This window comes from Tepidimonas sp. (assembly GCF_036825565.1).
Classification (GTDB): domain Bacteria; phylum Pseudomonadota; class Gammaproteobacteria; order Burkholderiales; family Burkholderiaceae_C; genus Tepidimonas.
The window spans coordinates 1-26895 of the sequence record NZ_DAISXZ010000025.1 but is presented as its reverse complement, the minus strand read 5'-3'; the positions used below and the strand labels follow the sequence as shown (position 1 = coordinate 26895).

Here is a 26895-nt window from a genome sequence, read left to right as displayed (position 1 = left end):
GGGGATGGGGGGCGGGCGGAAAGGCCGTCGGGTTTCATGACCGCAATCATATCTTATATAAGACATAAGACAAATTGACGCCTCCGGGTTTACCAGAGTACACTCGCGGGGTTCATCCCCACGTTCCCCATTGGAGATTTCCATGAGCAAAAAGCCCGTCCGCGTGGCCGTCACCGGTGCCGCCGGCCAGATTGGTTATGCGCTGCTGTTTCGCATCGCCTCCGGCGAGATGCTGGGCAAGGACCAGCCGGTGATTTTGCAGATGCTCGAGATTCCCGACGAGAAGGCGCAAAAGGCCCTCAAGGGCGTGATGATGGAGCTGGAGGACTGCGCCTTCCCGCTGCTGGCCGGCATGGAGGCGCACAGCGACCCGATGGGCGCGTTCAAGGAGACCGACTACGCGCTGCTGGTCGGCGCGCGTCCGCGCGGCCCCGGCATGGAGCGCAAGGACCTGCTGGCCGCCAATGCACAAATCTTCACGGTGCAGGGCAAGGCCCTCAACGCCGTGGCGTCGCGCAACGTCAAGGTGCTGGTGGTGGGCAATCCGGCCAACACCAACGCCTACATCGCCATGAAGTCGGCCCCGGACCTGCCGGCGAAGAACTTCACCGCCATGCTGCGCCTGGATCACAACCGGGCGCTGTCGCAGATCGCCGCCAAGACCGGCAAGCCCGTCTCCAGCATCGAAAAGCTGTGCGTGTGGGGCAACCACTCGCCCACGATGTATGCCGACTACCGCTTCGCCACCATCGAGGGCCAGTCGGTCAAGGCCATGATCAACGACGAGGACTGGAACCGCAACGTGTTCCTGCCCACCGTCGGCAAGCGTGGCGCGGCCATCATCGAGGCGCGCGGGCTGTCTTCGGCTGCCTCGGCGGCCAACGCCGCCATCGACCACATGCGCGACTGGGCGCTGGGCACGAACGGCAAGTGGGTCACCATGGGCATCCCGTCGCAGGGCTGGTACGGCATCCCGCAAGACGTGATGTTCGGCTTCCCGGTCACCTGCGCCAACGGTGAGTACACGGTGGTCGAAGGCCTGCCCATCGACGAGTTCAGCCAGCAGTGCCTGAACAAGACCCTGGCCGAGCTGGAAGAAGAGCGCCAGGGCGTCGCGCACCTGATCTGACCGGGACGGACGCGCGCATGCCCACGCCCCCGTCGGCCCCCTCGCGCCATCCGCGCGAGGTCTTGCTCGGGGCCCAGGCCGGGGCCGTCTGGCTGCCCGCCTGCGACCACTATGCGGGCGTCGAGGCGCGCATGCGCAAGAGCTTGGCCCTGCAGGCCGAGTGGTCTGCGCGCCACGGGACGTGTTTGTTCGACGTCACACTGGATTGCGAGGACGGCGCCCCGGTGGGGGGCGAGGCCGAGCACGCCGCGCTGGTGGTCGAACTGGTGCGCGGGCTGGACTGGGCCGTGCCGGTGCCGCCGCGCGTGGGCGTGCGGGTCCACCCGGTGGACCATCCGGCGTTCGAGGCCGACGTGGCCACCATCGTCGGCGCGGTCGGCGCGCGCCTGTCGCACCTGATGGTTCCGAAGGTCGAGTCGGTGGCCGACGTGGCGCGCGCCGTGGCGGCGGTCGATGCGGCCGGCGCGCCCGCGCTGCCGCTGCATGTGTTGATCGAGTCACCGGCGGCGGTGCATCGGGCGTTCGACATCGCCGCGCATCCGCGCGTGGCGTCGCTGAGCTTCGGGCTGATGGACTTTGTCTCCGCCCACGGCGGGGCGATTCCCGCCGCGGCGATGACGGTGCAGGGCCAGTTCGAGCACCCGCTGGTCTGTCGCGCCAAACTGGAGATCGCCAGCGCCGCGCACGCGCACGGGAAGGTGCCATCGCACTGCGTGGTGACCGAGTTTCGCGACCGCGACGCGGTGCGGCGCGCCGCCGAGCGCGCCGCCGGAGCCCTTGGCTACACGCGCATGTGGAGCATCCACCCCGACCAGATCGAGCCCATCGTCGCGGCGTTTCGGCCGCGGCCCGATGAGGTCGAGCAGGCCGCCGAGATCATCGACCGCGCCGCCGCGGCCGATTGGGCGCCGATATCCCACCAGGGGCATTTGCACGACCGCGCGTCTTACCGCTACTTTTGGCAGGTGCTGGAGCGGGCGCACGCCACCGGCGTGGCGCTGCCCGAGACGGTGCGCGGCCACTTTCGATGAGATTTCCACCGACTGGAGCACACACCATGCTGCAAGCCTATCGTGACCATGTGGCCGAGCGCGCCGCGCTGGGCATCCCGCCGCTGCCGCTGAACGCGCAGCAGACGGCCGACCTGATCGAGCTGATCAAGAACCCGCCCGCGGGCGAGGATCCGCAGTTTTTGCTGGACCTGCTGACGCACCGAGTGCCCCCCGGGGTGGACGATGCGGCCAAGGTCAAGGCGTCGTTCCTGGCAGCCGTGGCCCATGGCGACATCCAGGTCGGGTTGATCAGCAAGGCCAAAGCGACCGAGCTGCTCGGCACGATGGTGGGCGGCTACAACGTCAAGCCCCTGATCGACCTGCTCGACGACACCGAGGTGGCGCCGATCGCGGCCGAGGGCCTGAAGAAGACGCTGCTGATGTTCGACGCCTTCCACGACGTGGCCGAGAAGGTGCAGGCCGGCAACGCGCACGCGCGCGCCGTCATGCAGAGCTGGGCGGATGCGGAGTGGTTCCTGTCGCGCCCGGAGGTGCCCCAGAAGATCACCGTCACGGCCTTCAAGGTGCCCGGCGAGACCAACACCGACGACCTCTCGCCCGCGCCGGATGCCTGGAGCCGGCCGGACATCCCACTGCACGCGCTGGCGATGTTGAAGAACAAGCGCCCGGATGCCTCTTTCGAGCCGGACGAGGATGGCAAGCGCGGCCCGATCAGCGTGCTGCAAAAGCTCAAGGAAAAGGGCCACCTGGTGGCCTATGTCGGCGATGTCGTCGGCACCGGCTCCAGCCGCAAGTCGGCCACCAACAGCGTCATTTGGTGGACCGGCCACGACATTCCCTTCGTGCCCAACAAGCGCTACGGTGGCGTGACGCTGGGCGGCAAGATCGCGCCGATCTTCTTCAACACCCAGGAGGACTCCGGCTCGCTGCCGATCGAGGTGGACGTCAGCAAGATCGAGTTCGGTGACGTCATCGACATCTACCCTTACGACGGCAAGATCGAGAAGAACGGTGAGGTCATCGCCACCTTCCAGCTCAAGAGCGAGGTGCTGCTGGACGAGGTGCGCGCGGGCGGCCGCATCAACCTGATCATCGGCCGCGGCCTGACGGGCAAGGCGCGCGAGTTCCTGGGTCTGCCGGCCTCCACCGTCTTCCGCCTGCCCAAGGCCCCGGTGGACACCGGAAAGGGCTACACGCTGGCGCAGAAGATGGTGGGCCGCGCCTGCGGGCTGCCGCAAGGCAAGGGTATCCGCCCCGGCACCTACTGCGAGCCGAAGATGACCACCGTCGGCAGCCAGGATACCACCGGCCCGATGACGCGCGACGAGCTGAAGGACTTGGCCTGCCTGGGCTTCTCGGCCGACCTGGTGCTGCAGTCGTTCTGCCACACCGCGGCTTACCCGAAGCCGGTGGATGTCAAGATGCACCGCGAGCTGCCGGCCTTTATCAGCAGCCGCGGCGGCGTCAGCCTGCGCCCGGGCGACGGCGTCATCCACTCGTGGCTCAACCGCATGCTGTTGCCGGATACGGTGGGCACGGGCGGCGACAGCCACACGCGCTTTCCGATCGGCATCAGCTTCCCGGCCGGCTCTGGGCTGGTGGCGTTCGCCGCCGCCACCGGCGTCATGCCGCTGGACATGCCCGAAAGCGTCCTGGTGCGCTTCAAGGGCCAGATGCAGCCTGGCATCACGCTGCGTGACCTGGTGCACGCGATTCCGCTCTACGCCATCAAGCAGGGCCTGCTGACGGTGGAGAAGAAGGGCAAGAAGAACATCTTCTCCGGCCGCATCCTGGAGATCGAGGGCCTGCCCGATCTGAAGGTGGAGCAGGCGTTCGAGCTGTCCGATGCCTCGGCCGAGCGCTCGGCGGCGGGCTGCACGATCAAGCTCAACAAGGAGCCGATCATCGAGTACCTGCAGAGCAACATCGTGCTGCTCAAGAACATGATCGCCGACGGCTACCAGGACGCCCGCACGCTGGCCCGCCGCATCAAGGCGATGGAGGCCTGGCTGGCCAAGCCGGAGCTGCTGGAGGCCGACGCCGACGCCGAATACGCCGCGGTGATCGAGATCGACCTCAACGAGATCAAGGAGCCCATCCTGTGCTGCCCCAACGACCCGGACGACGCCAAGTTCCTGTCCGAGGTGCAGAACACCCCGATCGATGAGGCCTTCATCGGCTCGTGCATGACCAACATCGGCCACTTCCGTGCGGCGGCCAAGCTGCTGCACGGCCAACGCGACATCCCGGTGCGGCTGTGGGTGGCGCCGCCGACCAAGATGGACCAGAACGAGCTGATCAAGGAGGGCCACTACGCCGCCTTCGGCACGGCCGGTGCGCGCACCGAGATGCCTGGCTGTAGCCTGTGCATGGGCAACCAGGCGCAGGTGCGTGAGGGCGCGACGGTCGTCTCCACCAGCACGCGTAACTTCCCCAACCGCCTGGGCAAGAACACCAATGTGTTCCTGGCCTCGGCCGAGCTGGCGGCCATCGCGTCCCGCCTGGGGCGCCTGCCCACCCCGGCCGAGTACCACGCCGAGATGGGCGTGATCAACCAGAAGGCCGGCGAGGTGTACCGCTACATGAACTTCGACCAGATCGAGGAGTACGCGGAAACGGCCAAGGCTGTGACGGTCTGAAGCCGCGGCGTTTGCCCTGCGCGACGGCCCCCTCGGGGGCCGTTTTTCGTGTTTCCCCTGCTCGGCGGCGTGCCGCTACCATTACGCATGTCTTGGCGCATTCCCGAACTGCTGCTGCCGGCCGGCTCGCTGGCGCATCTGCGCGCGGCCTTCGACTTCGGCGCCGACGCCGTCTACGCCGGCCAGCCGCGCTACTCGCTGCGCGCGCGCAACAACGCCTTTCGCCTGGAGCAGATCGCCCAGGGGATCGCCGAGGCGCACGCGCGCGGCAAGCGCTTCTTCGTCACCAGCAACCTGATCGCGCACAACGACAAGGTGCGCACCTACCTGCGGGATCTCGCGCCGGTGGTGGCGCTGCGCCCGGATGCCCTGATCATGGCTGATGCGGGCCTGATTATGCTGGCGCGCGAGGAGATGGAACGCGGCCGCTGGCCGGAGGTGCCGATCCACCTGTCGGTGCAGGCCAACACGACCAACTGGGCGGCGGTGAAGTTCTGGCAGCGCGCCGGGGTGACGCGCATCATCCTGAGCCGCGAGCTGAGCCTGGAGGAGATCGCGCAGATCCGCGACGCCTGCCCGGACGTGGAGCTGGAGGTGTTCGTGCACGGCGCGCTGTGCATCGCCTATTCCGGGCGCTGCCTGCTGAGCGGCTACTTCAACCGGCGCGACCCCAACCAGGGCACCTGCACCAACGCCTGTCGCTGGGGCTACCGCACGCACGCGGCCGGCCAGACCGACGCCGGCGACGTGCAGCCGCTGGCCACAGCCGGCTGCAGCGCCGGCTGCGACAGCGCGGCGGGTGCGAATGGCGAGGCCGTGGCCGGCCGCCTCGGCGCCGACTTCGACTTCGGGCGCGAGCAGGCGCTGGCCGAGGCGCAGTGGGACGCGGCGCCGGCAACCACCGGCGACGGGCGGCGCCATCCGCTGGCGGACCGCGTCTGGCTGCTGGAGGAGACCTCGCGCCCCGGCGAGCCGATGCCGGTGATGGAGGACGAGCACGGCACCTACATCCTCAACAGCCGCGACCTGCGCGCAGTGGAGTATGTGGAGCGGCTGGTGCGCATCGGCGTCGATTCGCTCAAGATCGAGGGCCGCACCAAGAGCGTGTACTACGTGGCGCGCACCGCGCAGGCGTACCGGCGCGCGATCGACGACGCGGTGGCGGGCCGCCCGTTCGACCCCAGCCTGCTGGCGGAGTTGGATGGCTTGTCCAACCGCGGCTACACCAGCGGCTTGCTGGAGCGCCGGCCGGCGCAGGACTATCAGAATTACGCCAGTGGCCACTCAGCGCCCACCCGCAGCCAGTATGTGGGTGACGTCGTCGGCGTGCGCGCCGACGGTTGGGCCGAGGTGGAGACCAAAAACCGCTTTGCCGTCGGCGACCGGCTGGAGGTCATCCACCCGCGCGGCAACCGCGTGGTGAGGCTGGCGGCGATGCAGGACGCCGAAGGGCGCGCGATCGAGGTCGCCGCCGGCAACCCGCTGCGCGTCTGGGTGCCGCTGGGGGCGCCGGTCGACGGGGCCTTGCTGGCCCGTTTGCTGTGATGGGGCGCGGGCCTCAGCCCCGGATGGGGCCGGGGCGAACCAGCAGCTCCAGCGCCTGCCGCAGGGCCGGTGGCGGGGCGGGCGTGTCGGGGTCGGTGTCCACCACCTCGTAGCGCGTGCCGGCGGGCAGCAGGTGCACCCGCACGTCCAGCAGCGTCAACGGCTGTTCGGGGTCCACCTCGCGCACGTTGGATCGCATTTGCCGGCCGTCCAGCAGGGTCACGGCGCCGTTGCCCAGGACTTCGATGGCCCGTCCACGCTCGATCACCAGCGCCGTGTCCTCGTCAATGCCCACGCCCAGCAGGTCCGGCCGCAAGGCGAGCGCCGACAGCAGCCGTCCGAGGCGGTGCCGTTCGTTGAAATGCTGGTCGATAATGGCGCTGGCGAGCAGCCCCAGGCCGATGTCGAGCGAAACCGCGTCGCGGTATGGCCGCAGCGTGGGCTCGCCGATGGCCAGCATTTGCCGCGACAGCGCCGCCGCCCCCGCGCTGGTGCCGCCGATGCAGCAGCCGCGCAAATGGAAGGCCAGGTGCAGGGCGCGCGCGGCCTGCGACTCCCACAGCACGGACATCAACCGGCGCTGGTCCCCGCCGCTGATGTAGACACCGTCGGTATCCAGAATGCGCTGCACCGCCGCCGGGTCGTTGGCTTCTTCCACCGTGCGGAAGTCGATGGGCTCGACCCGCTGCGCGCCCAGCTCGGCAAAGACGCCGCGGTAGCCCTCCCAGGCGCCGGCCGGGTCGCCGCTGGCCGCGGTGAGCAGCAGCAGCCGCGCCTGCGGGCCGCCGCTGACTTCGATGAAACGGCGCAGGATCAGGCGGTCGCGCTGGCGGTCCTCGGCCCCGCCGACCGCGATCAGATGGCCGTAGCGGCGGCGCGCCGGGGCGGTGTGCCCGACGCCGGGCAGGCCCAGCAGCCCGGCCAGCCCCCCAACCAGGCCCACCACACAGTCGCGACGGGTGGGCATGCGTGGCTTACAGGGTGGTCAAAACGGCGCGCGCGGCCTGCAGCGTCGCTTCGATCTCGGCCTCGCCGTGCGCGGCGCTGACGAAGCCGGCCTCGTACAGCGCCGGAGCGAAGTAGACGCCGCGCTCCAACATCCCGTGGAAGAAGCGGTTGAAACGCTGCGCGTCGCTGGCCATCACCTGGGCGTAGTTCTGCGGCAGCTCCGGCAGCAGGAAGAAGCCGAACATGCCGCCTTCGCTGTCGACGCTGAACGGCACGCCGGCGCGGTCGGCCTCGGCCTTGAGGCCCGCCACCAGCGCGCGCGTGCGCGCCGCCAGCTGCTCGAAAAAGCCCGGGCGCTGGATGACGCGCAGCGTGGCCAGCCCGCAGGCGGTGGCCACCGGGTTGCCCGACAGCGTGCCGGCCTGGTAGACCGGCCCGAGCGGCGCGAGTTGCTCCATCACCGCGCGCTTGCCACCGAAGGCCGCCAGCGGCATGCCGCCGCCGATGACCTTGCCCAGCACCGTCATGTCCGGCTCGAAGCCCGGGATGAGGCGCGCGTAGAGGCTTTGCGCGCCGCCCAGCGCGACGCGAAAGCCGGTCATCACCTCGTCGAACACCAGCAGCGCGCCATGCTGCGTGCACAGCTCGCGGCAGCGGCGCATGAACGGCGCACTGGCGCGCACGAAGTTCATGTTGCCGGCGATCGGCTCGATCATCAGCGCGGCGATCTGCACTCCGTGCTCGGCGAACGCCGCCTCCAGCTGCGCGACGTTGTTGTATTCGAGCACCAGCGTGTGCTGCACCACCTCCGGCGGCACGCCGGCACTGGTGGGATGGCCAAACGTCGCCAGCCCCGAGCCGGCCTTGACCAGCAGCGCATCCGCATGGCCGTGGTAGCAGCCCTCGAACTTGATGATCTTGGGTCGGCCGGTGGCGCCGCGCGCCAGGCGGATCGCGCTCATGCCCGCCTCGGTGCCGGAGCTGACCAGCCGCACCATCTCCAGGCTCGGCAGCAGGCGGATGAGGGCGTCGGCCAGCTCGATCTCACGCTCGGTCGGCGCACCGAACGAAAAGCCATCGCGCACGGCGGCCTGCACCGCCTCGACGACTTCCGGGTGGCCGTGGCCGAGGATCATCGGCCCCCAGGAGCCGATGTAATCGATGTAGCGCCGCCCGTCGGCGTCCCAGAAGCAGGGGCCTTCGGCGCGGGTGATGAAGCGCGGTGTGCCGCCGACGGCGCGGAAGGCGCGCACCGGCGAGTTGACACCGCCGGGGATGACGGCCTTGGCGCGTTCGAACAAAAGTGGGTTGCGGTCGGTCATGGTGAGGGAGAGGATTCGTTCGGGGCGTCGGCGCTGTCGTCATCGGCCCAGAACAGTCGGTCGGGCACGGCATGGCCCATGCCGGGCTGAAAGCCATTGGCCAGTGCCTGGTCCAGGTAGCCCAGTGCCTCGGCGCCGGCCTGCGCGAGGTCGCTGCCGAGTGCCAGCAGCGCGGTCAGGGCAGCAGAGAGTGTGTCCCCGGCCCCGATGAAGGTGGCGTCGATGCGCTCGAACTCGGCGTGGGCGAGCACGACTTCTGGCGAGGCCAGGTGGCTGTCGATGCGCTCGCCGCGTGCCTGGCCGGTGACCAGGGTGTACGGCACGCCGTGCGCCGCAGCGGCGCGGGCGATGTCGCGCGGGCCGGGCGGGCGCTCGTCGTCCCAATCGGGCAGCAGCCAGCGCGCGAGCGTGTGGTGGTTGCCCACCAGCACATCGGTCTGGGACAGCACCAACGCCTCGCAGGCTTCCAGGTAGGCCTCGCGCTCGCCGTCGGTCCACCAGGCCAGCTCGGGCAGGTAGGTGACCACGGGCAGTTCGTCGTAATCACTCAGGATGGCGCCGATGGCGGCCAGCCCGGCCGGGCTGCCGGCAAAGCCGACCTTGATCGCCGCCACGGACACGTCTTCCAGCACGGCGCGGGCCTGATCGTCGATCCAGTCGGCCTCCAGCGCATGGTGGCCGTGCAGGTGGCGTGTGTCGCGCAGCCACACGCAGGTGGCCACCGGCAGCACATGGCACGACGCACTGGCGATGGCGGTCTGGTCGGCCGCCAGTCCGCCGGCGCCGCTCGGGTCGCTGGCATTGAAGCACAGTACGCAGGGCGGGCGGGCCGGCGCTTCGCTGGCAGCGGTCGGTGTCTCGGGCATGGGGCGCGGGGGCCGTGGCTACAATGGGATCATTCTACTTGGACGTGTCTGACCCACTTGCCATGACCACCCCGAACCGTACCTGGATGTGCCTGATCTGCGGCTGGATTTACGACGAGGCAGCGGGCGACCCCGAGCATGGCATCGCGCCGGGCACCCGCTGGGAGGACGTGCCGGTCAACTGGACCTGCCCGGAATGCGGCGCGCGCAAGGAAGATTTCGAGATGGTGCAGATCTGACGCCGCACCCCCGACGCCTGCACCGGCCATGGACACCCGCCCTGCCACGACTCGCAAGGTGCTGGTGGTCGATGACAGCCTGACGGTGCGGCGCAGCGCCGAGCGCGCCTTGCGCAGCGGGGGGCACCAAGTGTTGTTGGCGGCCGACGGCTTCGAGGCCCTGGCGCTGATCCACGACTTTGCGCCGGATCTGGTGTTCTGCGACATTCTGATGCCACGGCTGGACGGCTACCAGACCTGCGCCATCATCAAGCGCCACCCACGCTTTGCGGCTGTGCCGTTGGTGATGCTGTCCTCGCGCGACGGGGTTTTCGACATCGCGCGCGCCCGCTTGGCCGGCGCTAGCGATCATCTGGCCAAGCCGTTCACGGCCGAGGGGCTGCTGGAGGCGGTAGCACGCTACGCCCCCTGCAGCGCGGCGGCCGAGGCGCCGTAGCGGGCGGTGGAGCGGCGGCCGTGAAGGACATCCTGGTGGTCGACGATTCGCGCACCGAGCAGGTCTATCTGCGCAACCTGCTCACGCGCCACGGCTACCAGGTGCGCAGCGCCTACGATGCCGAGCAGGCGTGGCGCGCGCTCGAGGCCCAGCGGCCCAACCTGATTCTGATGGATGTGGTCATGCCGGGGACCAACGGCTTTGCCCTCACCCGCACGATTGCCCGCCACCCGGCCTATGCCGATGTGCCCATCGTCATCTGCTCCAGCAAGCGGCAAGAGACCGACCGCGTCTGGGGCCTGCGGCAGGGTGCGCGCGACTATCTCACCAAGCCGCTCGATCCAGCCGTGCTGCTCGACAAGATCGAGGCGATTCTGGCGGACGGCGGAGACGGCGATGGCGGCGTCGGCTGAGCACCCGGCGCAGGGGCCGCATGGCCTGTCGGCGTTTCAAGCCGACCTGGCGCGGCGCCTTGCGGCGGCCGTGCGCGAGCCGGTGCGCCCCGGCTGGATGGCCTTGAGTTGGCGGGGCGTCGAGGTGCTGCTGCCGCTCGGCGACGCTAGCGAGATCGTGCCCCCCCTGCCGGTGCAGCCGCTGCCCCACTCCCGGCCGTGGGTGCAGGGCGTCGCTGGTGTGCGCGGGGCGGTGGTCGCCCTCATCGACTGGGTGGAGGCGCTCGGTCTGCCGCCAGCCGGTGGCGCGGTGGGGCCGGACGGGCCCGCGCCGACCCATTGGCTGATCCTGGCCCCTGCCACCGGCTTGCCCCTGGCGCTGTGCGTGGACCGGCTGCCAAGGCTGCGCGGCCCCGCACCCCTGACACCGGCGGCTGCGTCAGTTCCATGGCGCAATGCCTGGCGAGACGCCGATGGCCGGGTGTATCCCCAAATGGACGCCGCCCTGATCCGCGACCGCATCGCCCCAGCGGGGCTGCACCAGCCCGCCTGGGCACCGCCACCGAGGACCGACCATGTTTGATGCCCTGCGCCAGCGCGTCGCCCCTTCCCACGCCCCGGTCGTGGACGATGTGCCGTCCGGGCTCGACTCCACGTTGGGCGAGGCGGGCTCCACTCTGGGGGACTCGACCTACGCCCGTCCCTCCGCCGCCGCGCGCGGGGACCGGGCCGCCCGTCCGTCCGCGGTCCCGGCCGGTGCCGCTCGCCCGCGCGCCACGGCAGCCGCGCCCACCGAGCCCCATGAAGCCGGCCGTGCCGGCGGGCCGGCCTTGTGGCTGGCGGGGCTGGGCACGCTGGCCATGGCCGTGTCGGCCATGGCCCCGGCGTTTGCGGGCGACGCGCTACCGCTGCCGCTCGCGTGGTGGCCTGCGTTGACCGCGGGGGGTGGCGCGCTCGCCGCCGCGGGTCTGGCAATGGCCTGGCGCGCGCAGCGGACCCGGTTGCGCCAGCGGGAGGCTGAGCTGGAGCGCACGCGGACCCAGGCGCTGGAGCAGCAGCGCGAGGCCAAGCGGGTCAACGACGCCACCCAGGCTGCCATCCTGCGCCTGATGAACGAGCTGCAGGCGGTGGCGGAGGGCGATCTGACCCAGCAGGCGTCGGTGACGGAGGACATCACCGGTGCCATTGCCGACTCGGTCAACTACACCGTGGAGGAACTGCGCACCCTCGTGGCCCAGGTGCAGGCCGCCGCGCAGCGCGTCGCCGAGACCACGGCGCGCGTGGAAAACACCTCCATCGAACTGCTGGCCGCGTCCACCGAGCAGTTGCGCGAGATCCGCGAAACCGGCCAGTCCGTGCTCGACATGTCCGGCCGCATTACCGAGGTGGCCGCGCAGGCCCAGGCGTCCGCCGACGCGGCGCGGCAGGCCCGGGCTGCGGCCGAGTCCGGCGCGCGCGCTGTGCAGGAGACCATCGGCGGCATGAGCACGATCCGCGAGCAGATCCAGGACACCGCCCGGCGCATCAAGCGGCTGGGCGAGTCCTCGCAGGAGATCGGGGAAATCACCGATCTGATCGCCGACATCACCGAGCAGACCAATGTGCTGGCGCTCAACGCCGCCATCCAGGCCGCCAGCGCGGGCGAAGCGGGGCGGGGATTTTCGGTCGTGGCCGAGGAGGTGCAGCGGCTGGCCGAGCGCAGCGCGGACGCGACGCGCCAGATCGCCGCGCTGGTGCGCGCCATTCAGGCCGACACGCAGGATGCGGTGCTGGCGATGGAGCGCTCGACGCGCGAGGTCGTCGAAGGTGCGCGGCTGTCCGACAACGCCGGCGCGGCGCTGGCCGAAATCGACCGCCTGTCGCGGCAGGCGGCAGAGCTGGTCGAGCAAATCGCCGGCTCGGCCGGTCGCGAGGCGGCGCTGGCCGGGCAGACTGCGACCAGCATCCAGCACATCCTGGGCGTCACTGAGCAGACCGGCGAGGGAACGCGCTCCACGGTGCAGCAGGTGCGCGAGCTGGCCCGCGTGGCGGACGAGCTGCGTCAGTCGGTGGCCCGTTTCAAGATTCGCTGAGACGTGGCCGAGCGCGACCACGCCCCGCTATCACCGCCCGCTACCGCGGGCGGGCTGGGGGCCGATCCGGGGCCTCTGGCGTGGCTTCGGGAGGCGCTGGGGCACACGCTGGACGCCACCCTCGCCGCGGTGCGGCAGTATGTGGCGGCGCACGAGCGCTCCCGCGCGGAGGATCTGGCCGCGGTGGATGACAGCGAGCTGCGCTGGCAGGTCCAGGCCCTGCACCAGGCCGCCGGCGCGCTGGACATGGTGGAGCTGCCCGCCGAGGCCCGCACCGTCGCGGCCCTGCAGGCCGTGTTGGAGCGGCTGGTGCAGCGCCCGCTGGCAGCAGAGGCCGCCGTCCTACCGCTGGTCGAGCGCGGCGTGTGGGCGCTGCGCGATCAACTGCAGCGCCACCTGCGCCAGCAGGGGCTGCCGGGGCTGGCGCTGTTCCCCACCTACCGGGATTGGCAGCAGTGGGCGCAGGGCCGCGCCCACCCGGCCGACCTGTGGGCGGTGCCTCTGCCGCCGGCGGTAGATCCGCCCCGGGGCCCGACCGTCGCGCCTGGGCCGCGCGTTCGCACCCACCTGGAGCGGCTGGCCCTGCCGCTGTTGCGCGAAGGGCGCCCCAGCGCGGCCGCGGCCTTGGCCTGGCTGGCCGGTGGCGTCTCGCGGGGGGTGGACGATGGGGCACAGCGGCGGTTCTGGCTGATCGCTGCCGCGGTGTTCGAGGGGCTGGCCGCCCAACGGCTGCCGCTGGATGTGTGGGCCAAGCTGGCGCAGGCCGCGCTGCTGCGCCAGCTGGTGGCCGAGGGGACCAACGGGGCACCGAGCGCCGACGGGGCTGCATCGGCTCGCTGGGACGCCGCCGCACGCGAGTGGCTATACCTGGCCGCCCGCATCGATCCGGCGCCGGACGACGCACTGCCGCATGCCGCCGTGCTGTGGCGCGCGATGGGCTGGCAGGCCCCGTTGCGGTGGGACCCCGAACAGCGGGTGCTTGGCGCCGTGGACCCGCACACCGTTGCCTGCGTTCAGGCCGCCGCGGCCGATGTACAGCGCCGTTGGGAGGCCACCGATGCCCAGGGTGGCACCGCTCCGCCGGCCGCCGCCGTGGCGGCCCTGGCGGAAGCCCTGGCCAACGGGCCCGATCCCTGGCCGGACCTGGCCGATGCATGGCGCGCCTGGGCTGCACACCCCGAGGCGGTCGGCGCACCGTCGAGCGAACCCGTGCTGGCCCTGCTGGGCCTGCAGGCGGAGCTGGAGTCCATTGACCCTCTGGACCCGGCGCAGGCCGACCGGTTGCGCACCCTGGCGGACCGGCTGCGTTCCGCGGCGGCAGGGCAGGCACTGCCTCCACCGCCACCGTGGCTGAGCGAGCGCTACCGCGCCTGGAGCGAGCGCGCAGGCGCACGGCGCCTGGCGGCGGAGTGGCGCCACGAGCTGGCCTCGCTCGAAGCCGCTTTCGAGGCCCTGTGGCAATAGGGCGATGCTGCGGCGTGGAACGGCCTGCGGGCGGTGCCTCAGCGCCTGCAGCGGCTGCGCGGCCATGCGGCCCTGATGAACATGCCGGCCGTGGCCGACGCCTTGACCGTGATGGCCACGACCGTGGCCCGATGGCTGGCGCAGGGGGCCTTGCCCGCCCGGGCCGAGCGACAGGCGCAGGTCGAGCGCCTGGGAGCCAACCTCGCCGCCCTGGGGGCGTGGATCGACGTGTGGGAACGCGAGCCGGCGTTGGCGGCGCAGACCTTCCGCTTCGATGCCGACGCCGGGGTGTTGCGCGCGGTGCAGGCCGCCGCCACGGCCGTGCGCGCCGAGCCGGCCGCCGACGACGCGAGCGTCGAGGCCCCGGCCGACACCGATGCCGAGTCCGACGACCCTGACACCGACGAGCGGGCGATCTTTCTGGCCGAGGCGCGCGACCTGCTGGCCGGCATGGCCACGGCGCTCGACGCTCTGCGTGCCGCTCCCGGCGATCAGCCGGCCCTGGCGCGGCTGCGGCGGCTTTTTCACACGCTCAAGGGCAGCGCGCGGCTGGTCGGACTGACGGCGCTCGGCGAGGCCGCCTGGCAGGCCGAGCGGCGGCTGAACACCTGGCTGGCCGAAGCGCGGCCGCTGGCGCCCGCCGAGCGGGACGCGGTTGCCGCGGCGCACGCCTGCCTGGTGCCGTGGTTGGATGCGTGGGCGCATGGCGGCCCAGCGGCCGACGAGGCGCGTCGCCTTGCCGAGGTGGAAGCCGCGCTGCAGAGCGCCGAACCCGAGGCGGCGCAGCCCCCCGCCCCGCCCGAGCAGGCGCCAATCCCAGCGCCGATCCACATTGGCCCGCTGGTGCTGGATCCGGAGCTGTACCACGTCTTTTTGCAGGAGGCGGATGCGCATTCCTTGGCGCTGGAGCAAACGCTGGACGATTGGGCCGACCGGGTGGACGGCCCCGACCCCGCCGCCGACGTGCAGACCGCAGCCGAACGGGCCCATGCGCTGGCCGGGCAGGCCGCCACCATTGGGCATGCTCCCCTGGCCGAACTCGCGCGCGCGCTGGAGGACGCGCTGTTGCGCGCCGCCACCCGCTCCGCGCTGCCGGCGAACGATCGGGCCGTCGTAGCGCGTGCCGCCCGCGAGCTGCGCGGGCTGCTGCATCAACTGGCCGCGGGCTGCTACCGCGAACCCGCCGCTGACACCTTGGGTGCCTTGGCCAACTGGCCGCCGGCACCGATGGCGTCTGTCGCGCCTGCTGCCGAGGGGCCGTCGTCTCCGTCATTGTCCGAGCCCCCGCCTGCGCCGACCGGGGCCACGCCAGCGGCCCCGGCGGCGCTCGACGACTTTCGGGCGGAAGCCGCCGACCTGCTGCCGCGCGTGTCGGCCGCGCTGGCCCGGTGGGCCCACCGGGGCGACGGCGCCGCCCAGGCGGAACTGCTGCGTTTGCTGCACACCGCCAAGGGCGGGGCGCGCCTGGCCGGTCTGGCGGCTCTGGCCAAGCAGGCGCATGCGCTGGAGACCCAGGTGCTGGCCGTGCCCGCCGACGGCCCCGTCCCGCCGGCCCTGCACCAGGACCTGGACGCTTGGATGACCCAGGTCGAACAGGCGGGCCGCAGCGACTCCGCCGAACCTGCAACCGCTGCCCCGCCCCCGCGGTTCCCGCTTTCCGCATCTGCACCGCCCCCTCCGTCCCCCTCGCCGGGGGAACCCGAGCCGGTGCTGCGCGTGCGGGCGGACCTGATCGAGCGGCTGCTCGCCGGCGTGACGGACCAACTGGCCAACCGCCAGCGCCTCGGCGGGGAGCTGGGCGCGCTGCGCCGCTCGCTGCGCGACATGGCGGCCAACGTTGAGCGGCTGCGCCAGCAATGGCGCGAGCTGCAGCGCCAGACCGAATCCCAGACGCCGGCCCGCGTCTCGGGCCCCATGCCGGACGGTTTCGATGCCCTGGAGCTGGACCGCTACACCCGCGTGCAGGAGCTGACCCGTTTGCTGGCGGAATCCATCGACGACGTGGCCACCGTGCAGCACCAGATGCAGCGTGCGGTGGCCGCTGCCGAGGGGCATCTGGCCGCGCAGGAGCGCCAGGCCCGCGACGGACAGCGCGCGCTGCTGGAGGCCCGGCTCGTGCCCTTCGACAGCGTGGCCGAGCGCCTGGCCCGCAGCCTGCGGCAGGCCGCCGAGGCCCGCGGCCGCACCGTCGAGTGGCACCTGGAGGGCGGTGCCGCGGTGCTGGACCGTGCCGTGCTCGAACGGCTGGTGCCCGTGCTGGAACACCTGCTGCGCAATGCGGTGGTGCACGGCATCGAGTCGCCCGAGGCGCGGGCCGCTGTGGGCAAGCCGCCTGCGGGGCGCATTGCCCTCGCGTTGCAGGTGCAGGGGCAGGACCTGAGTCTGACGTTGACCGACGACGGCGCCGGGCTGGACCTGGAGGGCTTGCGCCGTCGCGCCGTGGCGATCGGTCTGCACCCGGCGGATGCGCCGTTCACGCGCGACGACGCGGTGCGCTGCGCGCTGGCGCCGGGCATCAGCACCGCGGCCCAGGTGGACGAGTGGGCGGGGCGCGGCATCGGCCTGGATGCGGTGCACAGCGAGCTGCTCGCGCAGGGGGGGCGGATCGAGGGCTTCGAGCCTGCCGGGGGCGGGACCGGCTGGCATCTGGTGGTCCCGCTGACGACGGCGATCACCGCCGTGGTGCTGGTGCGGGTGGACGACCGGGTGATCGGCCTGCCCGTGCCCTGGGTGGAGGCGGTGCGCCGCGTCCACGGCCCGGAGCTGACCGCGGCCGAGCTGGCCGGGCAGTGGCGCGAGGGGGCGGCGCTGATGCCCTTGTTCTGGCTGGGGGCGCTGCTGGGCGTGTCGCCGCGCCCGTCCCCGCGTGCCGATCGCCGCGGCATCCCCGTGCTGGAGTGCCACAGCGCGGGCCGCCGGGTCGCGCTGCGCGTGGACGCCGTGCTGGGGCGCCAGACGGTCGTGCTGCGCCCGCTGCCGCCGTTGCTGGCGCGCCAGCCCGGGCTGGCCGGTGCCAGCGTGCTGCCCGACGGTGGTGTGGTGCTGATCTACCATCCGCTGGCGCTGCTGGCCGAGTATGGCGAGGGGGCGCGCCGCTGGTCCACCGGCGTGGGGCGCCCCCCGGTGGGGCAGGCCGCGCGCAGTGCGTCATCCCCTGCCGTGGCCCCACTGGTGCTGGTGGTGGACGACTCCATCACCGTGCGCCGCGTCACCCAGCGCCTGCTGCGCCGCGCCGGCTATCGGGTGGCGCTGGCGGGCGACGGGGTTCAGGCGCTGGAGCGCCTGCGCGAGGAGGCGCCGGTCGTCGTGCTATGTGACATCGAGATGCCGCGCATGGACAGCTTCGAGCTGGTGCGGGCCTTGCGCAACGATCAGCGCTGGACCGATTTGCCGGTGGTGATGGTCACCTCCCGCCTGGCCGACAAGCACCGCGCCCACGCCGAATCGCTGGGCGTCAACCACTACCTGGGCAAGCCCAATGCCGAGGACGAGCTGCTCGCGCTCGTCGCGGCCTATGCGCGGCTGGCGCCGCCGGGCGGGCGCGGACTCAGCCCTTCCTGACCACGGCGTAGCGCTCCAGCGTGCGCGCGCGCGCCTGGGCATGGTCCACGATCGGCGTGGGATAGTCGCGCCCCAGCACCACCCCGGCAGCCTGCAGATCGGCCGGCTTGGCCAGCCAGGGCGCGTGCAGCGCCGCGGTCGGCAGCGCGGCCAGCTCGGGCAGGTAGCGGCGGATGAATTTGCCCTGCGGATCGAACTTCTGGCTCTGGTTGACTGGGTTGAAGATGCGAAAGTACGGCTGTGCGTCGCAGCCGCTGGAGGCCGCCCACTGCCAGCCGCCGTTGTTGGCCGCCAGATCAAAGTCGATCAGGTGATCCGCAAAATACTGCTCGCCCCAGCGCCAGTCCAGCCCCAGGTCCTTGGTCAAAAAGCTGGCCACCACCATGCGCAGGCGGTTGTGCATGTAGCCCGTGCGGTTGAGCTGGTGCATTGCCGCGTCGACCAGCGGGTAGCCGGTGCGCCCCTCGCGCCAAGCGGCGAACAGCGCCTCGGCGTGTTTGCCGCGCTCCCAGCGGATGGCGTCGTACTCCGGCTTAAAGGCCCGGCCTTCGCCGACCTGTGGAAAATTGGCCAGGATCTGGTGGTAGAAGTCGCGCCAAATCAGCTCGTACAGCCAAGTGGTCGCGCCCGCCAGCCCCTGTCGGTGCAGCCCGTGGGCCAGGCCCGCCGCGGTCCGAATGCTCAGCGTGCCAAAGCGCAGGTGCACGCTCAGGTAGCTGGGCCCCTTGACCGCCGGGAAATCGCGCGCCTGGTGGTAGTGCTCGATGCGGGTGGCGAAATCCTCCAGCAGCGCGCGGGCACCGCGGCTGCCGGTGCGCACCTTCAGCTCGCGCAGATTGGTGCGCGCAAAGCCCAGGCTTTCCAGTGGCGGCACGCCCGGCGGCAGATCGGCCGGGCAGCGTGCCAGCGCGTCGGCGTAGCGCTCCACCGGGTAGGCCTTGAGCTGAAAGTCGGTCAGCGCCTTGAGCCAGGCATTGCGGTACGGCGTGAACACCGTGAACGGCCGGCCGTTGCCCGTAAGTACCTCGTGCCGCTCGAGGACCACATGGTCCTTGAAGGTCTGCAGCACCGCCCCCCCGTGTGCCAGCTCGCCCAGCACCCGCGCGTCGCGCGCGCGGGCATAGGGTTCGTCGTCGTGATTGGCAAACACCGCTTGCGCGCCGAGCTGGGCCGCCAGGCGCGGGATGACCTCGGCGGCCGCGCCGTGGCGCACGATCAGCCCCACTCCCTCCACCCCGTTGGAGCGCCCCAGGGCACGCAGTTGCTCGTCCAGGTCGATCAGGCTTTCGTGGATGAACTCCACACGGCGGTCCGCCGCCAGGCCACGCGCCAGCAGCGGCTGCAAAATCGCCGTGTCGAATACGAACACACACCACACCCGGCGACAGTGCTTGAGCGCGTGGTAGAGCGCGGCGTTGTCCTCGGCCCGCAGGTCACGGCGAAACCACATCAGGCCGGTGTCGTAGTGGGGGGAGGGCTTCATGGGGCCACGCGTAAAATTTACAGCATGAGCTCGGATTCTGCCCCTGTCAACTTGACGCATCACTTTTTGATCGCCATGCCCGGGTTGAATGACGAGCTGTTCGGCCGCAGCGTGGTGTATGTGTGCGAGCACACGTCCAAGGGGGCGCTGGGGTTGATCGTCAACAAGCCCAGCGGCATCACGATCGACGATTTGTTCCAGCGGCTGGACCTGCCGCTGGGCCGTCCGGACTGGGCGGGGATGCCGGTGCTGCGGGGCGGGCCGCTGCAGACCGAGCGCGGCTTCGTGCTGCACGAGGACATGGGCGAGCCGCTGCCCCTGATGGTGGCGCAGCCACCCCGCGCAGTCGCCGACACCCCGGCGCCGGCGTCGGCCGTGCCGGCGTTGCTGCAGGCCGCGGGTGCCGCGCCCGCGGCTGATGTACCGGCGTCGTCCGCCGCGGAGGGGACTGCGCCCAGCGGGCGCCCCACGGTCTATGCGTCGTCGCTCAAGGTGGCGGGCAGCGGTTTGGAGCTGACCACGTCGCGCGACGTGTTGGAGGCCGTCTCCGCGGGGGCGGGGCCGCGCCAGATCCTCATCACGCTGGGCTATGCCTCGTGGGGCGAGGGGCAGTTGGAGTCGGAGCTGGGCGACAATGCCTGGCTGACCGTGCCGGCCGATCCGGCCCTGCTGTTCGAGGTGCCGCTGGCGGAGCGCTACGAGCGCGCCATGGCCTTGCTGGGCGTGCAGCCGTGGATGCTGGCGCCGGGTGCGGGGCGGGCATGACCACCTGGGGGGCGGTGCCCGCGGGCGCGCAGACCTTTCTGGCCTTCGACTGGGGCGAGCGGCGGGTGGGCATGGCCAGCGGCAATGCCATCACCCGCACGGCCACGCCGTTGCCCACGGTGCAGGCGCAAGGCGACGCCCGCTGGCAGCGCTTGGTGGCCGTCATCCGCGAGTGGCGGCCCGATGCCCTCGTGGTGGGGGTGCCCTGCCACCCGGACGGCACCCTTCACGAGCAGTCGCTGCGCGCCCGGCGCTTTGCGCGGCAGTTGCACGGTCGCAGCGGTTTGCCGGTGGTGGAGGTGGACGAGCGCTACAGCAGCACCGAGGCACACGCCCTGGGGGCCGACGATGCCGATGCGGGCGCGGCCTGCATCATCCTGGAACAATTTTTGAGGAGCCTGCCATGACCGCCGATCCCGCCGCCGCGGGCGCCGCCGGTGTCCTGCTGTTGGACGCCGAGGCCCTGTATGCCGAGCTGCGCCGAGCCGTCCAGACCCTGCTGGCCGGTGGGCCGCAGCCCACGCACCTGGTGGGCGTCGTCTCCGGCGGGGCATGGCTGGCCGCCCGGCTGCACCGCGAGCTGGGCCTGCCCGGTGCGCCCGGCGTCATTGCCGCCACGCTGCACCGCGACGACTACGCCCAGCGCGGACTGGCCCCGGCGGCCGCACAGACCCACCTGCCTTTCGAGGTGGAGGGCGCGCATGTGCTGCTGATCGACGATGTGCTCTACACCGGGCGCACCCTGCGCGCGGTGCTCAATGAACTGTTCGACTACGGCCGGCCAGCCAGCGTGCGGCTGGCGGTGTTGGTGGATCGAGGCGGGCGCGAGCTGCCGGTGGCCGCCGACGCCGCGGCCGTGCGGCTGCCGCTGCCCGCGCACCAGTCCTTCGAGCTGGTTCAAGATCCGGACGGGCGTTTTGGCTTCGTACTGCAGGACCGCGCCGCCCCCCGACTGGGCTGAACCCCGGAGCCCCCTGCCATGAAAAATCCCCAACTCAACCGCCATGGCGAGCTGATCCACCTGCTGTCCACGGAGGGGCTGCCGCGCGCCATCCTGACGCAGATCCTGGACACGGCGGCGCAGTTCGTCAGCGTCAACGACCGCGAGGTCAAGAAAGTGCCGCTGCTGCGCGGCAAGAGCGTGTTCAACCTGTTTTTCGAAAACAGCACGCGCACCCGCACGACCTTCGAGATCGCCGCCACGCGCCTGTCGGCCGATGTGTTCAACCTGGACATCGCGCGCTCCTCCACCGCCAAGGGCGAGACGCTGCTGGACACCATCGCCAACCTGTCGGCGATGGCGGCCGACATCTTCGTCGTGCGCCACAGCGAATCCGGCGCTCCCTACCTGATCGCCCAGCACGTCGCGCCGCATGTGCATGTCATCAATGCCGGCGACGGCCGCCACGCACACCCGACGCAGGGGTTGCTGGACATGTACACCATCCGGCACTACAAAAAAGACTTCACTCAGCTCTCGGTGGCCATCGTGGGCGACGTACTGCACTCGCGGGTGGCGCGCTCTGATATCCACGCACTGACGACGCTGGGCTGCCCCGACGTGCGGGTGGTTGGCCCGCGCACCCTGGTGCCCAGTGACTTGTCGCACTTGGGTGTGCGTGTCTGCCATTCGCTGGAGGAGGGCATCCGCGACTGCGACGTGGTGATCGCCCTGCGGCTGCAGAACGAGCGCATGAGCGGCGCGTTACTGCCCTCCAGCCAGGAATTCCACCAAAGCTTCGGTCTGACGCCGGAGCGGCTGCGCTGGGCCAAGCCGGACGCCATCGTCATGCACCCCGGCCCCGTCAATCGGGGGGTGGAGATCGACTCCAGCGTCGTGGACGGCGCGCAGAGCGTGGTGCTGCCGCAGGTCACCTTCGGCATTGCGGTGCGCATGGCGGTCATGGGCATCATCGCGGGGAACGAGGCATGAAGATACTCATCCGACAGGGCCGGGTCATCGACCCTGCCAGTGGCACCGACCGCGTGGCCGACGTCGCCATCGCTGCGGGCCGCATCATCGGCATCGGCAGCGCGCCGGCCGACTTCGCGCCCAACCGCGTGATCGACGCCAGCGGCTGCTGGGTGCTGCCGGGGCTGGTCGATCTGAGCGTACGCCTGCGCGAGCCGGGTCAGGAACACGCCGGCATGCTGGAGAGCGAGACCGCGGCGGCCGTGGCCGGTGGGGTCACCAGTCTGGTCTGCCCGCCCGACACCGACCCCGTGCTGGACGAGCCGGGCCTGGTGGACATGCTCAAGGCGCGCGCCGAAAAGCTGCACCGCGCGCGGCTGTTCCCGCTGGGCGCGTTGACGCGCGGCCTGCAGGGCGAGGTGCTGGCCGAGATGGTGCAGCTCACCGAGCGGGGCTGCGTGGGCTTTGGTCAGGCGGACCGGCCGATCGTCAACACCCAGGTGCTGCAGCGCGCGTTCCAATACGCGGCCACCTTTGGCTACACGCTGTGGCTGCGACCGGAGGAGCCGTGGCTGTCCAAAGGCGTGATGGCCAGCGGGCCGCTGGCGACGCGTCTGGGCCTGTCCGGCGTGTCGGCGGCGTCCGAAGTCATCGCGCTGCACACGCTGTTCGAACTGCTGCGCGGTGTGGCCGCCGCGTCGGGGGCGGCTGCGGCCACACCGCCCGTGCGCTTGCATGTGTGCCGGCTGAGTACCGCGGCCGGTGTGTCCCTGGTACGCCAGGCCAAGGCAGAGGGCCTGCCCGTGACCGCCGACGTCAGCGTGCACAACCTGCTCCTCACCGACACCGACATCGGCTACTACGACACCAGGTTGCGCCTGCAGCCGCCGGTGCGCCAGCAGCGCGACCGGGACGCCCTGCGCCAGGCGTTGGCCGACGGCACGATTGACGCGCTGGTGTCGGACCACAATCCCGTGTCGGCCGATGCCAAGGCGGTGCCGTTTGCCGAGGCCGAACCCGGCGCCACCGCCGTGGAGTTGCTGGCCGGTCTGGCGCTCAAATGGGCCGAGCAGGATGGCGTGCCGGCGGTCCGTGCCGCCGAGGTGCTCACGGCCGGGCCGGCGCGCGTGCTGGGCGCGCGGCTGGGGACCCTGCAGGCCAGCGTCGGCCGCCTGGCCGTCGGGGGCGTGGCCGATGTGTGCGTGCTGGATCCGCTGGCCACCTGGCGCGTGGCCCCCGCCCGGCTGCGCAGCCAGGGCCGCCACACGCCGTTCGAGGGCTACGCGCTGCCCGCCAGTGTGCGGGCCACGCTGGTCGGCGGGCATGTCGCCTTCGATGCCGTGGCCTGAGCCGGGCGCGACGCGGCACGGCCGCGGGGCGCGCGCGCTGTGGCGCGGCGCCCGGTTGCTCGCCCATGTGGTTGGCGGGCTGTGGACGGTCTGGCGGCATTTTCCGCGGTGGGACGAGGCCGCCCGTGCTGCCCGCATCCAGGCGTGGTCCGCGCGTGCGTTGGCGATTCTGGGCGTAGCGCTGCGGGTGGAGGGTGCGCCGCCTGCCCGCGGCCCGCTGCTGGTCGTATCCAACCACGTGTCGTGGCTGGACATCCTGGCGATCGACGCGGCGTGGCCGTGTCGCTTCGTCTCCAAGGCCGACGTGCGGCACTGGCCCCTGTTGGGCCGGCTGGTCGCGGGGGCCGGCACGCTCTTCATCGAGCGCGACCGCAAGCGCGATGCCCTGCGGGTGGTGCACCACTTGGCCGAGCGGCTGCAGGCGGGCGATGTGCTGGCCGTGTTCCCGGAGGGCACCACCAGCGACGGCCGCTCCGTGCTGCCCTTTCACGCCAACCTGCTGCAGGCGGCGGTGGCCACGGGCGCCCCGGTCCAACCCTTGGGCCTGGCCTACCGGCCCATGGGGGCGGCGGCGGATGCCCTCGCCCGCCACGACGCCCCGGTGTATGTGGGCGATGCGACGCTGCTCGCCTCCGTCTGGCGCGTGCTCACCGCCAGCGACCTGGCCGTCCACCTGCGTTGGGGGGAGCCCCAAACGGCGGACGGGCGCGACCGCCGCACCTGGGCTGCCGATTTGCGCGCCCATGTCGCCGTGCTGGCGGGACTGCCACCGCCGGCCGACTGACCCCCGTCACCCAACCGACAGCACCCCCGCCGCGCGTTTCGTGACAATCGGGGGACAATCACGCTTTTACCCGTCCGGGTACCCGAAGGAGCCGTCACCTTGCCACTGCCACCCCCTGCTGCCCGCCAGCCCATGCACACCCGCCGCGTCGAGTTCCGCGGTTACCGGCGCGACGACGGTCTGTGGGACATCGAGGCGGAGCTGACCGACGTCAAGCCCTACGGATTCGAAATCGAGGGCGAGGGCGCCTGGTCGCCCGGCCAGCCCATCCACCACATGCACCTGCGCGTGACGCTGGACGACGCATGGACCATCCGCGACATCGCCGTCGCGATGGATGCCCATCCGCACGCGCCGTGTCCGCAGACCGTGGCGCCCCTGCGTGGCCTCATCGGCGAGCGCATGGGGCGCGGCTGGCGCAAGATCATCGAACAGCGCATGGGGGGCGAGCGCGGCTGCACCCATCTGCGCGACTTGCTGGTGCAACTGGCCACGGCCGCCTTCCAGACGCGGGCGCCGGATGCCTTTGCGCCGGGGGACGACGGGCGCCCCCCGCCGCACCTGGGCACGTGCCTGACCTGGGCGTTCGACAGCCCGGTCGTCCAGCGGCGCTACCCCTTGTTTTACCGACCGCGCGCGTCGCAGGAGGCCGTCTCGTGATCCGGGATTTCCGTTTTTCGCTGGTGTTTTCGGCCGTCTGCCTGGGGCTGGCGGCGTGGTGGGGGCTGCAGTCCCCCATGGGGCTGTGGACGGCCTTGTGGCTGACCGCGGTGCTGGCCATTCTGGAGGTGAGCCTCTCCTTCGACAACGCGGTCGTCAACGCCGGGGTGCTGCGCTACATGAGTCCGCTGTGGCGGCAGCTCTTCCTCACCATCGGCATCCTGATCGCGGTCTTTGGCATGCGGCTGGTGTTTCCCATCATCATCGTCGCGGTGTCGGCCGACATCGGCTGGGGTGAGACGGTGCGCCTGGCGCTGCAGCAGCCGGACGAGTACTCGCGCGTGCTCACGGGGGTCTATCCGGTCATCTCGGCCTTTGGCGGGATGTTCCTGCTGCTGGTGTTCCTCAATTTCCTGTTCGATCGCAACAAGGAGACGCACTGGCTCGGGCCGCTGGAGCGGCGCATGGTGCGGGCCGCCAAGTTCGACGAGATCAGCGTCTTCATCGCGCTGGTGGTGGTGTTTTCCACCCGCTGGTGGGTGCCGGAGGCGGAGCAGACCCGGGTGTTCGTCGCCGGCATCGCGGGCATCCTGCTTTATCTGGCCGTGGATGCCGTGGGTGCGCTCTTCGAGTCGGAGGAGGCGGGCGACGCCGCCGTCGCCGCCATGCACCGCTCGGGATTTGCCAGCTTTTTGTATCTGGAGGTGCTCGACGCCTCGTTCTCGTTCGACGGGGTGATCGGGGCGTTTGCCATCACCAAGGATGTCGTCATCATCATGCTGGGGCTGGCCATCGGCGCCATCTTCGTGCGCTCGATGACCGTGTACCTGGTCAACCGCGGCACGCTGGAGGCCTATGTCTACCTGGAGCACGGCGCCCACTATGCGATCGGCGCGCTGGCGGCGATCATGATCCTGGGCACCGTCGCCCACGTCCCCGAGGTGGTCACCGGCCTGATCGGGGTGGGCTTCATCGCGGCGGCGGTCGCCTCGTCGGTGCGCGAGCGGCGACGCCGGAGCGGTTGACGGCTGGTCGTCAGCCCTCCAGCAGGTCGGCCAGCGCACGCGCCACGACCCGGGTGGCGCACCGCAGGTCCTCCAGCACCAGGTGCTCGTCGGCCCGTTTGGCGTTGGACTCGCGCACCGTGCGCGGCCCCGCGCCGTAGATCACGCCGGGGATGCCGCGCTCCACATACAGCCGCACATCGGTGTAGAGCGGCGTGCCGACGGCGGGGATGGCCTCGCCCAGCACGGCCTGCGCATGGCGCTGCAGCGCCTGCACCAGCGGGCGGGCACCGGGCAGCGGGCGCATGGCGCGTGCCAGCAGCAGCCGGCGTACCGTCACCGTCAACGCCCGGCCGCCGCGCGGCGGCGCAAAACTGGCGGCCGCCTGGGCGATCGTGCGGCGCAGCGCGGCTTCCACCTCGGCCGGGTCTTCCTCCGGGATCATGCGGCGGTCCAGCTTGAACACCACCTTGCCGGGCACGACATTGGTGTTGGTGCCCCCTTCGATGCGGCCGATGTTCAAGTACGGGTGGGTGATGCCCTCCACCCCCGAGCGCACCGCCAGGTACTCGGCATTGAGCCGATAGAGCGCCTGCAGAATGTGCACGGCGCCCTGCAGCGCGTCCGTGCCGGTGTCGGGGATGGCGGCGTGCGCCATCTCGCCCTCCACCGTCACTTCGAGCTGCAGGCAGCCGTTGTGTGCCGTGACCACCTGGTAGCTGAAGCCGGCGGCCATCATCAGGTCGGGGCGGGTCAGGCCGCGCTCCAGCAGCCAGCCCGGCCCCAGCTCGCCGCCAAACTCCTCGTCATAGGTGAAGTGCAGCTCCACCGTGCCGCGCCTCGGGCGGGCGACGGCCTCCAGTGCCCGCACCGCATAGACGTAGGTGGCGAAGTCGCTCTTGCTCACCGCCGCCGCGCGGCCGTAGAGTTTGCCGTCCACGATCTCGCCGCCATACGGATCGTGCGTCCAGCCATCGCCCGGGGGGACCACGTCGCCGTGGGCGTTGAGCGCGATCACCGGGTGGCGCGCCGCCTCGCCGTCGCCGTAGGGCCGGCGCACGATCAGGTTGGTGATCGAGGTCAGCCCGGCGGCCTGGACCACCTCCGCGGGTACCGGGTGGCGCTCCACCGCCCAGCCCAGGGCCTCCAGGGCCGCGGCGGTCACTTCGGCATGGCGGGCGTTGTCGCCGGGCGGGGTGTCGGTGGGCACGCGCACCAGCGTTTGCAAAAAGCGCACCTGTTCGTCGAAGTGCGCATCGATCCAGGCGTCCAGCGCAGCGTAGTCCACGGGGGGTGGGTCATGGCAGTGGGG

General features: G+C 71.4%; 23 protein-coding genes and 1 pseudogene. 19 read left to right on the top strand and 5 right to left on the bottom strand.

Annotated features, from left to right (window positions below; genetic code table 11):
* Nucleotides 1-142: 142 nt before the first annotated feature.
* The 4 genes from V7026_RS05225 (at nucleotide 143) to trhP (ending at nucleotide 6326) form a co-directional block, all read left to right on the top strand.
* Entirely contained in the window at nucleotides 143-1129 is a 987-nt protein-coding gene (locus V7026_RS05225) for a malate dehydrogenase (RefSeq protein WP_334154261.1), read from the top strand.
* A 17-nt stretch (nucleotides 1130-1146) separates the two neighbouring features.
* On the top strand, nucleotides 1147-2160 hold the full coding sequence (locus V7026_RS05220) for an HpcH/HpaI aldolase/citrate lyase family protein (RefSeq protein ID WP_334154259.1): 1014 nt from the start codon (nucleotides 1147-1149) through the stop codon (nucleotides 2158-2160).
* Between the two features lie 26 nt (nucleotides 2161-2186).
* Nucleotides 2187-4781: a bifunctional aconitate hydratase 2/2-methylisocitrate dehydratase gene (gene acnB / locus V7026_RS05215; protein ID WP_334154257.1), complete on the top strand. Its 2595-nt coding sequence runs from the start codon at nucleotides 2187-2189 to the stop codon at nucleotides 4779-4781.
* Nucleotides 4782-4868: 87 nt separating this feature from the next.
* A complete protein-coding gene (trhP, locus tag V7026_RS05210; protein WP_334154255.1) occupies nucleotides 4869-6326 on the top strand; it encodes a prephenate-dependent tRNA uridine(34) hydroxylase TrhP in 1458 nt (485 codons plus the stop codon).
* Nucleotides 6327-6339: 13 nt separating this feature from the next.
* On the opposite strand, the gene V7026_RS05205 is transcribed toward trhP, so the two are convergent.
* From V7026_RS05205 to thiD, 3 genes are read right to left on the bottom strand one after another with little or no spacing between them, the layout of a single operon-like run.
* Complete coding sequence (locus tag V7026_RS05205) at nucleotides 6340-7293, bottom strand: cyanophycinase (RefSeq protein WP_334154253.1); 954 nt, start codon at nucleotides 7291-7293, stop codon at nucleotides 6340-6342.
* Between the two features lie 7 nt (nucleotides 7294-7300).
* Nucleotides 7301-8596 (bottom strand): glutamate-1-semialdehyde 2,1-aminomutase, encoded by a 1296-nt coding sequence (gene hemL / locus V7026_RS05200; protein WP_334154251.1) that lies wholly within the window; start codon nucleotides 8594-8596, stop codon nucleotides 7301-7303.
* Nucleotides 8593-9462, bottom strand: a complete 870-nt coding sequence (thiD, locus tag V7026_RS05195) for a bifunctional hydroxymethylpyrimidine kinase/phosphomethylpyrimidine kinase (protein WP_334154249.1) — start codon at nucleotides 9460-9462, stop codon at nucleotides 8593-8595. The genes hemL and thiD overlap by 4 nt, the downstream gene beginning before the upstream one ends.
* 62 nt (nucleotides 9463-9524) lie before the next feature.
* On the opposite strand from thiD, the gene V7026_RS05190 reads away from it, so the two are divergent.
* From V7026_RS05190 to V7026_RS05160, 7 genes and pseudogenes are all read left to right on the top strand, one after another.
* On the top strand, nucleotides 9525-9701 hold the full coding sequence (locus V7026_RS05190) for a rubredoxin (RefSeq protein ID WP_082955266.1): 177 nt from the start codon (nucleotides 9525-9527) through the stop codon (nucleotides 9699-9701).
* 28 nt (nucleotides 9702-9729) lie between these two features.
* Nucleotides 9730-10137 carry a response regulator gene (locus V7026_RS05185; protein WP_334154245.1) on the top strand — a complete coding sequence of 136 codons (408 nt, stop codon included), beginning with the start codon at nucleotides 9730-9732 and terminating at the stop codon, nucleotides 10135-10137.
* Nucleotides 10138-10157: 20 nt separating this feature from the next.
* Nucleotides 10158-10550, top strand: coding sequence for a response regulator (locus V7026_RS05180; RefSeq protein ID WP_334154243.1), 393 nt, complete (start codon nucleotides 10158-10160; stop codon nucleotides 10548-10550).
* Nucleotides 10534-11112 (top strand): chemotaxis protein CheW, encoded by a 579-nt coding sequence (locus V7026_RS05175; protein ID WP_334154241.1) that lies wholly within the window; start codon nucleotides 10534-10536, stop codon nucleotides 11110-11112. Before V7026_RS05180 ends, V7026_RS05175 begins: the two co-directional genes overlap by 17 nt.
* Before the next feature lie 469 nt (nucleotides 11113-11581).
* Nucleotides 11582-12601: pseudogene (locus tag V7026_RS05170) on the top strand (methyl-accepting chemotaxis protein); the annotation flags it as partial.
* Between the two features lie 3 nt (nucleotides 12602-12604).
* Nucleotides 12605-14065 carry a hypothetical protein gene (locus tag V7026_RS05165; RefSeq protein ID WP_334154239.1) on the top strand — a complete coding sequence of 487 codons (1461 nt, stop codon included), beginning with the start codon at nucleotides 12605-12607 and terminating at the stop codon, nucleotides 14063-14065.
* Between the two features lie 33 nt (nucleotides 14066-14098).
* Nucleotides 14099-17626: an Hpt domain-containing protein gene (locus tag V7026_RS05160; RefSeq protein WP_334154236.1), complete on the top strand. Its 3528-nt coding sequence runs from the start codon at nucleotides 14099-14101 to the stop codon at nucleotides 17624-17626.
* Here the strand turns inward: V7026_RS05160 and V7026_RS05155 are convergent.
* Nucleotides 17613-19109 (bottom strand): cryptochrome/photolyase family protein, encoded by a 1497-nt coding sequence (locus V7026_RS05155; RefSeq protein ID WP_334154234.1) that lies wholly within the window; start codon nucleotides 19107-19109, stop codon nucleotides 17613-17615. The two genes, V7026_RS05160 and V7026_RS05155, sit on opposite strands and share 14 nt — an antisense overlap.
* 24 nt (nucleotides 19110-19133) lie before the next feature.
* Between V7026_RS05155 and V7026_RS05150 the strand changes: the two genes are divergently transcribed.
* The 8 genes from V7026_RS05150 (at nucleotide 19134) to V7026_RS05115 (ending at nucleotide 25604) form a co-directional block, all read left to right on the top strand.
* The gene (locus V7026_RS05150; RefSeq protein ID WP_334154232.1) at nucleotides 19134-19874 is read left to right on the top strand and encodes a YqgE/AlgH family protein; all 741 of its coding nucleotides are present in this window, start codon (nucleotides 19134-19136) and stop codon (nucleotides 19872-19874) included.
* A complete protein-coding gene (ruvX, locus tag V7026_RS05145) occupies nucleotides 19871-20281 on the top strand; it encodes a Holliday junction resolvase RuvX (RefSeq protein ID WP_334154230.1) in 411 nt (136 codons plus the stop codon). Before V7026_RS05150 ends, ruvX begins: the two co-directional genes overlap by 4 nt.
* Nucleotides 20278-20835 carry a bifunctional pyr operon transcriptional regulator/uracil phosphoribosyltransferase PyrR gene (gene pyrR, locus V7026_RS05140; RefSeq protein ID WP_334154227.1) on the top strand — a complete coding sequence of 186 codons (558 nt, stop codon included), beginning with the start codon at nucleotides 20278-20280 and terminating at the stop codon, nucleotides 20833-20835. The genes ruvX and pyrR overlap by 4 nt, the downstream gene beginning before the upstream one ends.
* A gap of 18 nt (nucleotides 20836-20853) precedes the next feature.
* Nucleotides 20854-21807: an aspartate carbamoyltransferase catalytic subunit gene (locus V7026_RS05135; protein WP_068606570.1), complete on the top strand. Its 954-nt coding sequence runs from the start codon at nucleotides 20854-20856 to the stop codon at nucleotides 21805-21807.
* On the top strand, nucleotides 21804-23135 hold the full coding sequence (locus V7026_RS05130) for a dihydroorotase (protein ID WP_334154224.1): 1332 nt from the start codon (nucleotides 21804-21806) through the stop codon (nucleotides 23133-23135). Before V7026_RS05135 ends, V7026_RS05130 begins: the two co-directional genes overlap by 4 nt.
* The gene (locus V7026_RS05125; RefSeq protein WP_334154222.1) at nucleotides 23110-23919 is read left to right on the top strand and encodes a lysophospholipid acyltransferase family protein; all 810 of its coding nucleotides are present in this window, start codon (nucleotides 23110-23112) and stop codon (nucleotides 23917-23919) included. The genes V7026_RS05130 and V7026_RS05125 overlap by 26 nt, the downstream gene beginning before the upstream one ends.
* Before the next feature lie 99 nt (nucleotides 23920-24018).
* The gene (locus V7026_RS05120; RefSeq protein WP_334154220.1) at nucleotides 24019-24579 is read left to right on the top strand and encodes a DUF2889 domain-containing protein; all 561 of its coding nucleotides are present in this window, start codon (nucleotides 24019-24021) and stop codon (nucleotides 24577-24579) included.
* Entirely contained in the window at nucleotides 24576-25604 is a 1029-nt protein-coding gene (locus V7026_RS05115) for a DUF475 domain-containing protein (protein WP_334154218.1), read from the top strand. Before V7026_RS05120 ends, V7026_RS05115 begins: the two co-directional genes overlap by 4 nt.
* Nucleotides 25605-25614: 10 nt before the next feature.
* Here the strand turns inward: V7026_RS05115 and V7026_RS05110 are convergent, their stop codons facing one another.
* Nucleotides 25615-26871 (bottom strand): M20/M25/M40 family metallo-hydrolase, encoded by a 1257-nt coding sequence (locus V7026_RS05110; RefSeq protein WP_334154263.1) that lies wholly within the window; start codon nucleotides 26869-26871, stop codon nucleotides 25615-25617.
* Between the last annotated feature and the right edge of the window lie 24 nt (nucleotides 26872-26895).

Bases quoted from the DNA above. Each gene is read 5' to 3' on its own strand.
- V7026_RS05225 (WP_334154261.1), top strand. From the start codon at position 143: ATGAGCAAAAAGCCCGTCCGCGTGGCCGTCACCGGTGCCGCCGGCCAG.
- V7026_RS05220 (WP_334154259.1), top strand. From the start codon at position 1,147: ATGCCCACGCCCCCGTCGGCCCCCTCGCGCCATCCGCGCGAGGTCTTG.
- acnB (WP_334154257.1), top strand. From the start codon at position 2,187: ATGCTGCAAGCCTATCGTGACCATGTGGCCGAGCGCGCCGCGCTGGGC.
- trhP (WP_334154255.1), top strand. From the start codon at position 4,869: ATGTCTTGGCGCATTCCCGAACTGCTGCTGCCGGCCGGCTCGCTGGCG.
- V7026_RS05205 (WP_334154253.1), bottom strand. From the start codon at position 7,293: ATGCCCACCCGTCGCGACTGTGTGGTGGGCCTGGTTGGGGGGCTGGCC.
- hemL (WP_334154251.1), bottom strand. From the start codon at position 8,596: ATGACCGACCGCAACCCACTTTTGTTCGAACGCGCCAAGGCCGTCATC.
- thiD (WP_334154249.1), bottom strand. From the start codon at position 9,462: ATGCCCGAGACACCGACCGCTGCCAGCGAAGCGCCGGCCCGCCCGCCC.
- V7026_RS05190 (WP_082955266.1), top strand. From the start codon at position 9,525: ATGACCACCCCGAACCGTACCTGGATGTGCCTGATCTGCGGCTGGATT.
- V7026_RS05185 (WP_334154245.1), top strand. From the start codon at position 9,730: ATGGACACCCGCCCTGCCACGACTCGCAAGGTGCTGGTGGTCGATGAC.
- V7026_RS05175 (WP_334154241.1), top strand. From the start codon at position 10,534: ATGGCGGCGTCGGCTGAGCACCCGGCGCAGGGGCCGCATGGCCTGTCG.
- V7026_RS05155 (WP_334154234.1), bottom strand. From the start codon at position 19,109: ATGAAGCCCTCCCCCCACTACGACACCGGCCTGATGTGGTTTCGCCGT.
- V7026_RS05150 (WP_334154232.1), top strand. From the start codon at position 19,134: ATGAGCTCGGATTCTGCCCCTGTCAACTTGACGCATCACTTTTTGATC.
- ruvX (WP_334154230.1), top strand. From the start codon at position 19,871: ATGACCACCTGGGGGGCGGTGCCCGCGGGCGCGCAGACCTTTCTGGCC.
- pyrR (WP_334154227.1), top strand. From the start codon at position 20,278: ATGACCGCCGATCCCGCCGCCGCGGGCGCCGCCGGTGTCCTGCTGTTG.
- V7026_RS05135 (WP_068606570.1), top strand. From the start codon at position 20,854: ATGAAAAATCCCCAACTCAACCGCCATGGCGAGCTGATCCACCTGCTG.
- V7026_RS05130 (WP_334154224.1), top strand. From the start codon at position 21,804: ATGAAGATACTCATCCGACAGGGCCGGGTCATCGACCCTGCCAGTGGC.
- V7026_RS05125 (WP_334154222.1), top strand. From the start codon at position 23,110: ATGTCGCCTTCGATGCCGTGGCCTGAGCCGGGCGCGACGCGGCACGGC.